This window comes from Pseudoalteromonas sp. XI10 (assembly GCF_001469895.1).
Classification (GTDB): Bacteria; Pseudomonadota; Gammaproteobacteria; order Enterobacterales; family Alteromonadaceae; genus Pseudoalteromonas.
In genome coordinates this window covers 135,185-147,828 of sequence record NZ_LOPY01000019.1, presented here as the reverse complement: position 1 = coordinate 147,828, position 12,644 = coordinate 135,185, and the positions used below count along the sequence as shown (strand labels likewise).

The 12,644-nt window shown below is 42.0% G+C and carries 9 protein-coding genes; 1 reads left to right on the top strand and 8 read right to left on the bottom strand.

Annotated features, from left to right (window positions below; translation table 11 throughout):
- Positions 1-32 precede the first annotated feature (32 nt).
- The 3 genes from rnd to AUR67_RS03740 form a co-directional block, all read right to left on the bottom strand.
- A complete protein-coding gene (gene rnd / locus AUR67_RS03750; RefSeq protein ID WP_058584178.1) occupies positions 33-1,163 on the bottom strand; it encodes a ribonuclease D in 1,131 nt (376 codons plus the stop codon).
- A 48-nt stretch (positions 1,164-1,211) separates the two neighbouring features.
- The gene (gene fadD, locus AUR67_RS03745) at positions 1,212-2,873 is read right to left on the bottom strand and encodes a long-chain-fatty-acid--CoA ligase FadD (protein WP_058584177.1); all 1,662 of its coding nucleotides are present in this window, start codon (positions 2,871-2,873) and stop codon (positions 1,212-1,214) included.
- Positions 2,874-2,991: 118 nt separating this feature from the next.
- Entirely contained in the window at positions 2,992-3,843 is an 852-nt protein-coding gene (locus tag AUR67_RS03740; RefSeq protein WP_058584176.1) for an alpha/beta fold hydrolase, read from the bottom strand.
- Positions 3,844-3,953: 110 nt separating this feature from the next.
- On the opposite strand from AUR67_RS03740, the gene AUR67_RS03735 reads away from it, so the two are divergent.
- On the top strand, positions 3,954-5,243 hold the full coding sequence (locus tag AUR67_RS03735; protein ID WP_054563873.1) for an alkaline phosphatase: 1,290 nt from the start codon (positions 3,954-3,956) through the stop codon (positions 5,241-5,243).
- Positions 5,244-5,342: 99 nt separating this feature from the next.
- On the opposite strand, the gene AUR67_RS03730 is transcribed toward AUR67_RS03735, so the two are convergent.
- The 5 genes from AUR67_RS03730 to AUR67_RS03710 form a co-directional block, all read right to left on the bottom strand.
- Complete coding sequence (locus tag AUR67_RS03730) at positions 5,343-5,666, bottom strand: hypothetical protein (RefSeq protein ID WP_058584175.1); 324 nt, start codon at positions 5,664-5,666, stop codon at positions 5,343-5,345.
- Between the two features lie 76 nt (positions 5,667-5,742).
- Positions 5,743-6,435, bottom strand: coding sequence for a tRNA (adenosine(37)-N6)-threonylcarbamoyltransferase complex dimerization subunit type 1 TsaB (gene tsaB, locus AUR67_RS03725; protein ID WP_058584174.1), 693 nt, complete (start codon positions 6,433-6,435; stop codon positions 5,743-5,745).
- 10 nt (positions 6,436-6,445) lie between these two features.
- Entirely contained in the window at positions 6,446-8,362 is a 1,917-nt protein-coding gene (locus tag AUR67_RS03720) for an ATP-dependent DNA helicase (protein WP_054563876.1), read from the bottom strand.
- A gap of 104 nt (positions 8,363-8,466) precedes the next feature.
- Positions 8,467-10,329: a M28 family metallopeptidase gene (locus tag AUR67_RS03715; RefSeq protein ID WP_058584173.1), complete on the bottom strand. Its 1,863-nt coding sequence runs from the start codon at positions 10,327-10,329 to the stop codon at positions 8,467-8,469.
- A gap of 69 nt (positions 10,330-10,398) precedes the next feature.
- Positions 10,399-12,594, bottom strand: coding sequence for a M4 family metallopeptidase (locus AUR67_RS03710; protein WP_058584172.1), 2,196 nt, complete (start codon positions 12,592-12,594; stop codon positions 10,399-10,401).
- Between the last annotated feature and the right edge of the window lie 50 nt (positions 12,595-12,644).

The following is a 12,644-nucleotide window of genomic DNA, read 5'->3' as shown; positions in this document are numbered from 1 at the left end:
TCAAAGCAGAAAAAGCCCTTTGAGATGGTTACTTAATTTTGCCACTCTTTAAGTACGTCTTTCACATACTCATAGCGCCATGAGTTGAATAGATCTGGTTTTGATGCGGCTTTACGCTCATCGGCATCGAGCTTCCAATTCCAGCTGATCAGCTGGTTAATCTGTTTTTTAGAAGCCAATACATCTTCAGGAATACCCTGCTCTTTTGCAGCTTTGGTAATTTTTTGTTTAATATCTTTAGCCGCTTTTTTGTATGCCGGAAAATCAATTAAACGTTTTAATTGTGCAGGTTGTTCGCTTACAGGAACGGCTTTACCACGCTCAATACATTTTAAAATTTCTACGCCTGAACGGTTCACTTCCATTGGCTCAACACCTGGCACTCTGCGTAACGCATTTAAACTTGCAGGCTTACGCTTAGCAATTTCAACCATGTTGTGCTCTTTTACCACAAAGTTAAGCGCAAGGTTTTTGCGCTCTGCCTTTTCACGGCGCCATGCGGCAAGTTCGCGCAATACAGCTAAGTCGTGCGGTCGTAATTGCCAAGCATTTTTAATATCTTTGTAAAGCTGCTCTGCAGGTGGTTGGTAAGCACGTTTTTGCGCGACTAACTCGCTTTCGCTGATCACGATGTCAAAAAAGCCAGCTTCATCAATTTGTTTTTTAATAATTTCAAAACAAGGCAGTAAGTGGTACGTATCGGCAGCGGCATAATCTAGCTGCTTTTCTGTTAGTGGGCGCTGTAGCCAGTTAGTGCGCGATTCACTTTTATCTATTTCGATATCAAGCAACTCTTTAACCATGTGCGCAAAGCCCATGCAGTTTCCATGACCTAGTATTTGTAGAGCAAATTGGGTATCAAACAGCGGTGTTGGTACAAAGCCAGCGTATTTTTGAAACACTTCAATATCTTCTGACGGTGAATGCAATACTTTTAACACCTCTGGGTTTTTAAGTACTTGCCAAAAATCAAAAAGCGACAACTCAGCCAGTGGGTCGATTAACGCTAAATGCTCACCATCGTATACTTGAATAAGTGCAACTTCAGGGTAAAGCGTACGACGACGCATAAACTCGGTATCAATTGCCAGTACCGGTTTTCCTGTTATTTTTTCTACAAAATCATTTAATTGATTTTGAGTTTCGATCAGTTGATATTGCACTTATACCCCTTTCTTTACCATAAAAAAGCCGGCTAATGCCGGCTTTAATTATTTTTGTTCGTCCTTTAAGGCTCTTCTTAGAATCTTACCAACGTTTGTTTTTGGTAGTTCATCTCTAAACTCAACGAGTTTAGGCACCTTATAGTTCGTTAAATTATCACGACAGTGCTTTATTATATCTTTTTCAGTTAAAGATTGATCTTTTTTCACGACAAAAACTTTAACTTGTTCGCCACTGACCTCGTGAGGGATACCGATAGCTGCTACTTCAAGCACGCCATCGTGCATAGCAACAACTTCTTCGATCTCATTTGGGAACACGTTGAAGCCAGATACAATAATCATGTCTTTCTTACGATCAACAATATAGAAAAAGCCTTCATCGTCGTAAGTTGCAATATCACCTGTTGCAAACCAACCGTCTTTTAAGCACTCGGCTGTTGCATCTGGGCGGTTATAGTAACCTTGCATAACTTGTGGGCCTTTAACCCAAAGCTCGCCTGGCTCCCCTTTTGCTGCCTCTTCACCATTTTCAAGCATAAGCTTAATGTCAGTGCTTGGAGCAGGTAAACCAATTGAACCGTTATAACCTTCAAGGTCGTATGGGCTGACTGTTACAAGTGGTGCACACTCAGTTAGGCCATAACCTTCCATTAATTTGGTTTTTGTTACAGCTTGCCATTTTTCAGCAACTGGACGCTGTACCGCCATACCACCGCCAAGTGACATTTTTAGGCTTGAAAAATCAAGTTCAGCAAAACCTGGGGTATTTAGTAAACCGTTAAATAGCGTATTTACACCCGTTACAGCAGTAAATTTGTGTTGTGCTAACTCTTTTACAAAGCCCGGCATATCACGAGGGTTTGTAATAAGTACGTTTAAACCACCGTATTTCATAAATGTTAGGCAGTTCGCTGTCAGAGCAAAGATGTGATAAAGCGGCAGTGCCGTGATAACCACTTCTTTTCCGCGATCTAACACGTTATCTAGACAACCTGATACTTGTTCAAGGTTACCAACCATGTTGCCATGCGATAGCATTGCACCTTTAGATACACCGGTTGTACCGCCTGTGTATTGCAAGAATGCTAAGTCGTTTAAATCAACATCTGGCTTTTTATAGCTCGCTTCGTTACCAGCAAGTGTATCGGCAAATTTGATTACATTTGGCAATGAGTAGCTAGGCACCATTTTCTTAACGTGCTTAACCACAAAGTTAACGATGTGCTTTTTAAGGCCGCCCACCATATCACCCACTTGGGTAACCACAATGTGCTTAACGTTGGTTTTTGGTAATGCTTTTTCTAGGGTATCGGCAAAGTTAGCAAGAATGAAAATTGCTGATGACTCTGAGTCATTTAACTGATGCTCTAATTCACGCACAGTGTAAAGTGGGTTTACGTTCACCACTACACAGCCTGCACGAAGAATACCTAAAATAGTCACAGGCGTTTGCAGTAGATTCGGCATCATCACCGCTACTTTATCGCCTTTTTTCAGACCAAGATCATTTTGAATGTACGACGCAACACGTTTTGTAGCACTGTCTAACTCACTATAGGTCAACACTTTACCCATGTTGGTAAAGGCTGGAAGGTCACTATAGTCAGCAAAACTTTTTTCAAACAAGTCGAGTAGCGAGTGATAATGCTCAGGGTCGATTGTTTCAGGCATACCTTCTGGGTAGCGTTTAAGCCAGATTTTTTCCACTCTTAGCTCCTGTTTATAATTATATTTTTTTAATAACCTTAATCTAACTAAGGCCGTTTCTCAATGGAGTAAATACTCTAATGGTGCAGATAATCCCACATTTGGTGCAATTATACAATTAACTTGCTTTATACTGCCCAATAAATGCATGAATGTGCTCTAAGGTTAATGCAGGACTTTGCATATGGCAATGGTGACCTCCAGGTATCTCATGAATTTTTAACTCCTTGTAATATTTACCATATGCCTCTAGGTTATCTCTAACAAAAGGGTAACCCTTATCCCCTAGGATAAGCTGACATGGTGCGTTTATTTGTTTGATGGTTGCAATACATTGTGCCTCATCAAAGCGAAATCCTGAGTGATTTTTAAGCTTAGGATCGGTTGTTAAATACCACTTACCTGCTTTTTCGTAACTATTTCGTGTCATTAATAGCTCTGCTTGTGGGTATTCAAGGTCGCCACTTGCCAGCCTTGCACTAATAATGTGCGCTTTTGAGTCAAATGCACGAGGGCCTTTGCTGTTTACCCGCGCTCTATTTAATATTGCTTTACGAAGTTGGCCGCTCATTTCATTGCTGTTGGTTGTAACGCAGCCAATTCCCTCAATAAAGTTTACCGATGCCACCTTTTCAGGGAAGCAGCTAGCAAAAACGCCAGCGACCATGGCGCCCATAGAATGGCCAACTAAATGCACTTTCGTTACATCAAGCGACTCAATAAACTTATATACATCATCAATGTAGTCAATAAAGTAATAATGGGCGTCACTACTTCGCCAATCAGATAAACCATGGCCAGGAAAATCAAGACAATACCAACGCTGGTTTATCTGCTCGTTTTGTAACATAGGTATGTAACTATGTGCGTTATCAAGCCAACCATGTAAGGCAATCACAACCTCTTCGCCATCACCAAAGGTTAGGCCATGCATTGCCTGAGTGCCAGTTTGAAAAGAAAAAGGTTGCACAATTGCTCCTATTTATTAAGCGTTTCAACTTAAAGGCGTTTATTTATCGTCTGGCTAGTATACAATAATCCTCGCAGTATAAATAAGGGCACAATAATAAGGTTACATCAATGAAATTAAAATTAAGTCTTTTAGCATTATTATGCTCAGCAGGCTCAGTAATGGCTGAATCAGCACCAAAAAACATCATTTATATGATTGGTGATGGTATGGGCCCGGCGTACACAACTGCATATCGTTACTTTAAAGATGATCCAAATACTAAAGTTGTTGACCCAACTGTTTTCGATACTATTTTGCGTGGTATGGCACATACCTACCCTGACGATCATACCTATGTAACAGACAGCGCAGCAGGTGCAACAGCACTAAGCAGTGGTCATAAAAGTTATAATGGCGCAATTGCCGTTGATACTGATAAAAAACCAGTAAAAACCATGCTTGAGGTTGCTAAAGAGCGTGGCATGACAACAGCACTCGTAGCTACTTCGCAAATCAATCACGCTACACCAGCAAGCTTTGCTTCACACAACGAATCACGCCGAAACTACGACGAGATTGCTAACGACTATATCGATAACAAAATCGCGGGTAAATTACCGGTTGATTTAATGCTAGGTGGCGGCACGAAATATTACGTTCGTGAAGACCGTAACCTTGTAGAAGAGTTTAAAGCGGCTGGCTATCAATACAGCGATGACTTTGCAGCAATGAATGACTTAAAGCAAGTTCCTGCTCTTGGTTTATTTGCTGAAGTTGGTTTACCGTTTGCGCTTGACGAAAATCCAACGCGCCTTACGCAAATGACAACTAAAGCACTTGATTTACTTGATGGTCAAAACGACAAAGGTTTCTTTGTGATGATCGAAGGTAGCCAAATTGACTGGTGTGGTCATGCAAACGACATTGCATGTGCAATGGGCGAAATGGATGACTTTGCTAAATCGATTGAACAAGCAAAAGCGTATGTAGATAAAAACCCAGATACTCTGCTTGTTATCACTGCCGATCACTCAACAGGTGGCTTAACACTCGGTGCTCATGGTCAATATAAGTGGGAAACAGACGTTGTTAAAGGTGTTAAAGCAACTGCTGGCACTATCACAAAAGATTTACTTGAAAGCGATGACTTAAAAGCAGTATGGCAAAAGTATTCTGATATCGAGTTTACTGATGCAAACAGCATTAAGCTTAGCCAAGCTAAGAAAATGGGTGATAAAGCACTACTACTTGCAGTAAAAGATATTATCAATCATGCCAGCTTCACAGGTTGGACTACTGGCGGCCACACCGCTATTGATGTACAAGTATTTGCCTATGGTAAACGTGCTGAAGATTTCTACGGTTCGCAAAACAATACTGCGATTGCCGACAAACTGATTGATTATATTAAACAGTAATTTATCTTGAATACTGTCCAATCATAAAAAGAGCCTAAACAATTTGTTTAGGCTTTTTTGTGAATTCAGTTTTAGCTTTTATTAATTTATACCAATTCGCTAAGCATATACATCAACGCCAATAAGGCTTTGCACTTCGGCGCGGCGCTCTAAGTTAGCAAATTCCGTATAGGTTGAAATCGCGCGACTGGTTTTTGGGTTGCTTGGTTTGTCATAAATTGTTTGCTGATAGTTTTGCGACTCAGCTTTAAATTCATCAGCAATAGCAACAGCTTGAGGGCTTGATTTAACATACTCTGTTGACGATTTTTGCTCAGCCGTTTGGTCTGATATCGCTTTGGGCTTATCAGTAACGGTATTTTTACGGCTATATTGACCGGGAATGTCACCGGTATAAAAGCCTGAGCCAATAGGTAAAGTCAAACTCGTAATTCCACATCAAACATGACTAAATTATGTGCCATAACTAACGGGCACGCAAGTCCCGTTATTCTTTCAGTTACTCTCTGCCTGGTAGCTTTTTCCAAGTCACTGTATCACGAACATATTTAGGCTGTGCATTGGCTGCAGTCACCGTTTCACCATTAGCGAATGCAGTGGCAACCGAGGCCAGCATGTACTTCGCATCAGGTAGTAAAATGTTTTCATTTAAACTTACATTTGCTAGTTCTGTAACAAGTGCAGGATAGGTTTTCCAACCCGTACCCACCGCTGCCGCCGTTGATTCAGGTAACGTTAGCAACTCAGGTTTAATGACTTGCTCTTCATCAACAAGCAGCATTAAGCCATTATCATCAGCTTTATAATGAGCGTAATAAATCTCACCCATACGTGCATCAATCGCAGAAAACACATCGTTAGCTTGGTCTTGCTCAAACGCTTGTTGTGCCATCATCTGCAATGTTGATACGCCAACCAAAGGTAAACGTGCGGCATAAGCTAAACCTTGAGCAATTGCAACACTGATACGCACGCCCGTAAAGCTACCCGGTCCTTGACCAAAACCAATCACATCTAAATCGGTTAGTTTACATTGCGCCTTTGCGAGTAACTCATCAATTAAAGGCAAAATCTTTTGGCTGTGCTGCTGAGGGCACTCTTCAAAATGATGAAATGTTTGCCCTTGATAATGTAGCACCAGCGATAAAGCTTCAGTTGATGCATCTAAGGCAAGAATATTGTGTTTAATCATCTAAGTTACTCTAATTGATCTGTTCTAAAAACGCGTTTGCCATTGCTAAGTCGCGCGTGCGGCGCATAGGTGGCAAACTTTTTAAAAATACTTGGCCGTAATGGCGTGTTACTAGGCGGTTATCGCAAATAACCAACACACCTTTATCTTTACTATCGCGAATAAGTCGCCCTACCCCTTGCTTTAATGCAATGACCGCTTGAGGTAATTGAATATGTGCAAATGGGTCTTTGCCTTGTAACTGGCAATCTTGCATTTTAGCTTGTAATAATGGGTCATCAGGTGCAGCAAACGGCAATTTATCAATGATAACACAACTTAATGTGCTGCCTCTAACATCTACGCCTTCCCAAAATGAGGCTGTGCCGAGTAAAACGGCATTTCCGTGACGGGTAAACTTCTCAAGGATAATGCGTTTAGACATTTGCCCTTGCATATAAACCGGATAATCCATTTGTGTGGTTAAACCTTCAGCCACTAAGTGCATCATACGATAACTAGTAAACAGCACAAAACAGCGACCTTTTGCTGATTTAATCAACTCAAGGGTCAGCTTGATAATGGCATGGGGCATATTATTCGCATGAGACTCAGGTAAGTAACGCGGTAAGCAAAGTAGCGCTTGTTGTTGATAATCAAATGGACTTTCAACAATCATGCTTTGCGTTGGCTTTAAGCCAAGGCTAGCGTTAAAGTGTTCTAATTCGTTATCGACCGATAAAGTCGCCGATGTAAACACAAAACCTGCTCCTGTGTCTTTCATCATCTGAGCGAATTTAGCCGATACATTTAGCGGTGTAATGTTTACCGTTAGGTATCGGCGAGTGGTTTCGTACCAATAACTATAGCCCGTTTGGGCTGTATCAAATACCCGCTCTAACTGACCTTTAAAGGCCAGCGTACGCTCAAACGGATGCTCTATCTTTTCGCTACGGTCTAAGCATAACTTTAATACTTGGTATAAAAAGTCGAGATCGCTAATGACCCGGTGCAGTGCAGCACAAATATCTTTATCAGCCAGCTTTTCACGCCAATCACCACGGCTACCATCAACCCCAAACTGCAAGCGTAAATCTGCCACGCTGGTTTCTAACTTGTTGAGGGTTTTACCTAATTGCAGCATATCAGGGATATCGGCACGGTAAATTGCTCGTAAGTCATTTATTAAATCCACCAGCTTTTTGGTGCTAACACTTTCACCAAAATAGTCACTGGCAATTTCACTGAGCTGATGAGCCTCATCAAAAATATAGGCGTCTGCCGTAGGCATTAATTCAGCAAAGCCTGTGTCTTTTACAGCCATATCTGCAAAGAATAAATGATGGTTGATCACCACCACGTCAGCTTCCATGGCATTTAAGCGGGCTTTACGAATATAGCAATCTTGAAAATCGGGGCACTCTTTACCCAAACAGTTATCAGCGGTTGAGCTAACATAAGGCAGTACCTTGGCGTCTTCTTCTATGCCTATACAATCTGCTAAATCGCCTGAACGGGTTTCACTTGCAAACTTTGCCACCATCGCGAGTTGATGCATTACATCAGGATCATCTGTTGGTACATGCGCAACATGCTGACTTAAGCGATAGGTACACAAATAATTCGCACGTCCTTTTAAAAGTGCAACTTTTTTAGTGGCGCTCAGTGCTTTGACTAAGTTGGGTAAATCACGGTGAAACAACTGCTCTTGTAGTGCTTTTGAACCCGTTGAGATGATGGTTTTGCCTTTTGATTTTAACGCAGGCGCTAAGTAAGCGTAGGTTTTACCCGTACCTGTGCCCGCCTCAACCACTAATTGGTGACGTTTTTTTAAGGCATCATCAACTGCAACAGCCATGTCAATTTGTGGCTGCCGAGGAGTATATCCATCAAGAGAAAGTGCAAGGGGGCCAGTGGCACTGAAAAGTTGTTTGATAAACTTCGCCAATAGATTAAAAGTGATGGGCAGATTTTACGTAACTGACTTGCCAAGGGCAAGACTAAATGAGGAAGCAAGGCTTCCTCATGGTTAAAAGTATGATTGGATTTAAATCATTGCCCTCGAATCGTTAATGTAACGCCTGATGCAGCTCGGTAACCTTGTAAATCTATGTACCAAGTACCACCTTGTGGGTTATCAAATTGACAACTTTCTTCGTTACCATTTTTGTACGGCCGACATAGATAATTTGAACTTGTTGACGCTGAGCCATAGTTAACATACAAATCTGCATCGCCACTACCGCCAGAAATAGTCACTGTTAAATTACTTAGGCCTGCGGGTATTTGTTGAGTAAAGCGCTGCCAACTTCCGGTAGCCACACTCACGTTTGTCTCAGTTCGGTCAACGTTTTCGCCGCCACCTGAGGTGCTATAACTTCCCGTGAGTGACACATTCGAAATCTCATTCCACGCTTCAACCATGACATGATACGTGCCAGTTTGAACTGACGACATCACACAGCTTTCATTACTTGTAGAGGTTGTGCTTTTACAATCAAAGTCCTGTAAGGTCGGCTTACTGCCAAATTTAACGTATAAATCGGCATCGCCCGAGCCGCCCTCGGTTACAAACTCAAGGTTACTGCTCATTGCAGGTACCTCAAGCGTAAAGAATAGCTGCTCTTTTGCTGCGCCCGACAAACCTGTTTTAGCTACGCCATTTTCAAGCTGATTAGTCGGCTCAGTTACCACATCACCAGCGTTCTTTGCCATTTCAGCAACATAGCTCACTGCCAATTTTGCAAATTTACTCGCGTGAGCCGCATCAAATTGGGCATCATTTGATGTGTGGATCAATGGGTTAATATCACTCATTGTTGATTCAAATGGCATTGAGGCGGCAAACCCTTGTTGATACCAAGAGGCATGATCTGAGCAACCATAACCACATTGATCAAAGCCATAGCTCACTGCGGGCTGGTAAGCATCAAGCAACTGCGATAAATACTGATTTTGCGAGGAGTTTGTGTAATCAGTCATCATCACAATATCTGTGCTGCTGCCGTTATTACCAGTCATATCAAACTGCACCATGCCTACAACATTCTTACCCTGTGTTTTATAGCTTTGAGCAATATCTTTTGAGCCCCTAAGGCCTACTTCTTCAGCGGCAAACCCCATAATTTGTATGGTACGCTGAGGTTGGTAGTTATTTTCCACAATTGCTTTGAGGGTTTGTGTGAGCACTGCAATACCAGAGGCATTATCATCTGCACCAGGAGCACGACCATTACTTGGATTAGACTGATTGATTGAGTCTAAATGACCACCAATAACGACGATTTCATCTGCTTTTTCTGCACCAGGAATGGTCACAATAACTGATGATTGCGAAAAACTATGGTTAAAATACTCAACGCTTATATCACTGCGGCTACTGGCTATTTGCTGCCAATGGCTCTTTAACCAATCAGCTGCATCAACACCACTTTGCACTGAATAATATCGGTTATGAAAGTTCATCATGCTATTAACTGTATCGCTCAGCTCACTACTATCAATCGATGATATTAGCGCGTTAACTGTCGAGGCATTATCAATACTGTAGTTTACTAGGCTCGCATTCATAGCTGTCTGAGATACAGCATTTAATTGCTGAGTATAGAGCTCTGCATCTGCTAATGAATCATGGGCTACAAAACCACCGCAGCGATGATAGTTATCGTGCATAAACTCACTTAAACCAGCGATATCCTGCTTGTTAACGCGCATAAAATTAACTTGATTCAAAGCCGATTTTTGCATCGCAAAATTGCTGTTTAATTTACGTTTACTCAGTGTATCTTGTTGAAAGTGCTCTGCAGCAAGGGCATCAATGGTGACCCAAATTGTTTCGTCTTGCGCTGCATAACTTAGTTGGCTCAGTGATATTGTGGCAAAGCCCACTAAGCACTGTGTTAGGCGGGTTGTCATAATCAATCCTTTTATGATTTGCATTTTAATGAAAATAAAAAAGGGAGCCGAAGCTCCCTAAAAGGGTGGCTAGTTAGCCGAAATGGTGAGTGTTACACCACTTGCAGCGCGATAGCCGCGAAGGTCGATATACCAAGTACCCGCTTGTGGGTTTGTAAATGTGCAGGTTTCACTATTGCCGTTTTTATAAGGACGGCAATCATAGCTAGAGGTGGTCGATTGCGAACCAAAGTTCACATACAAGTCAGCATCACCAGAGCCACCAGAAATAGTCACATCAAGTGATGAATAACCCGCATCTAGGTCTTGCGTGAAACGAGTCCAGCTATTTGTGCCAACACTTAAGTTAGACTCAGTACGGTTTATCGGTGTTACACCACCACCGCTGCCCGAATCAAAGCTACCAGTAAGTGATACACCTGAAATTTGATTCCACGCTTCTACCATTACGTAGTAAGTACCCGCTTGCACATTACTGATAGCGCAGCTTTCTGTGCTAGTAGATGAAGTGCTTTTACAATCAAAGTTGCTCAGTGTTGGTTTTGCGCCGTACATAACGTAAAGGTCTGCATCACCACTTCCACCAGTTGTATTGAATTGTAAATTCGTTGCACCTGCTGGTACTTCAAGAGTAAAGAACATTTGATCTTTAGCAGCACCACTGATCCCTGTGCGTGCAACGCCATTGGTTAGCTCTTCATCACCGCCCGGAGGTGGCTCAGTTGTACCACAGCTACTACCCGCACTTAAGCTCGAAGTCACACCAACCGCCGCAAGCGCTGCTTGAACATCTGCTGGGTCATAGCTTAAATCACAAGCCGCATCCATCACGCCGTTACCTGCTAAATCCCAGTTTGTGCTGGCAGTCCAGTAAAGTTGGTTAGCGCGCGCCATCACAACAAACGCCTTTTGCGTATCCCAACCTGGTGTAGTTGCAAGGTTATAAAATGCCTTGTTGAATACACCTGAGCTGTAATGTACATCCATACCAGAGTAATAGTTGTTTTGATGATCAATTGAGCTGCCATCTTGGGTTGGGTTATTCATGTAACGTAATGCACCGTTACCTTTAAAGATTTCCTGACCCACTAACCAGTCATTTGAGCCTTTCATGTAAAACTCGGCCGCTTCACCTGCCATATCAGAGAACGCTTCATTCAAACCACCTGATTTACCAGAATAAATAAGCCCAGAATTTTGCTCGGTAAAACCGTGGCTTACTTCATGCGCTGATACGTCAAGACTTACCAGTGGATAGAAAGTATTTTGACCATCACCAAAGGTCATAGCACTACCATCCCAAAACGCATTTTCGTAATTACTGCCGTAATGAACGCGCATTTTTAATTGGAAAGTTAATGGTGCAGTGCCTACCCAATCGTTATACATATTAAAAATTACATTACCGAAATAATGCGCATCATTTAAAGGCGAGTACGCACCGTTAATTTCTTTAAAGGTATTTTCAGGACATGTAAACGAATACGCTGTTGAACCACTTGTACTACCATTTAAGTTAATGGTTCTTACATTGGCGTTATTCATCGTACAAGTATTGCCAGACTGAGTAACATCTAGACTATCAAAGTCAGTACCGTAGATGTATTTACCGGTTTTTAAGTTACCACCAGGGCCTGTTGCACTAGCATGTTGTAAGTTATCGAAGCTAAATAAAACTTCACCGCTGTTGGCATCAATAATCTGATACGGACGAGATGGGTTATCGCCATAAGTCACATAAGATACTTCATACACTAGGTGTGCAACGCTATCTTCATCAAGCCAAATTGCTAAACGTGACTGTTCATTATGCTTTTTTAACCCAACCGATTTAATTGCAGCAGGTGAATTAGCCAGGCCTTTCGCCATTGCTTTTTTCTTGTTTAGTGCCGGAGACACTGAGTCGATGTCGGCGGCGATATCATACACCGCTGCACCATGTGCACGTTTTAATTGACCATTATCATCAAATGTTAGGCTAACCGTATCGCCGATAACGGGTAGACCTTGATACATCTGCTGATAACGGCGCGTGGTGTTGCCGTTACTGGTTTTGATTTCTTTTAATACAACTAAATCATTCCCTGCACCTAAACCAACTAACTGATTTGGATTTGCACTCAATACTGATGACGCATTGGTTTGCAAAGCTTGGTTAATCCCTGTTTGTTCGTTTAGGTATTTCTTGTTCGCAGCTACTGCACTTGTTGCTTGAGTCAAAGCAAAAGCAGCAAGAGTTGCTAATGTGATTTTAGATAAATTCACGTTTACGCTCCGTTAGATTGTTATGTATTTAATATTTTCCTTGTAACCGG

Excerpts from the sequence above, each read along its gene's own strand:
- AUR67_RS03735 (WP_054563873.1), top strand. The coding sequence starts at position 3,954 with ATGAAATTAAAATTAAGTCTTTTAGCATTATTATGCTCAGCAGGCTCA.
- tsaB (WP_058584174.1), bottom strand. The coding sequence starts at position 6,435 with ATGATTAAACACAATATTCTTGCCTTAGATGCATCAACTGAAGCTTTA.
- AUR67_RS03715 (WP_058584173.1), bottom strand. The coding sequence starts at position 10,329 with ATGACAACCCGCCTAACACAGTGCTTAGTGGGCTTTGCCACAATATCA.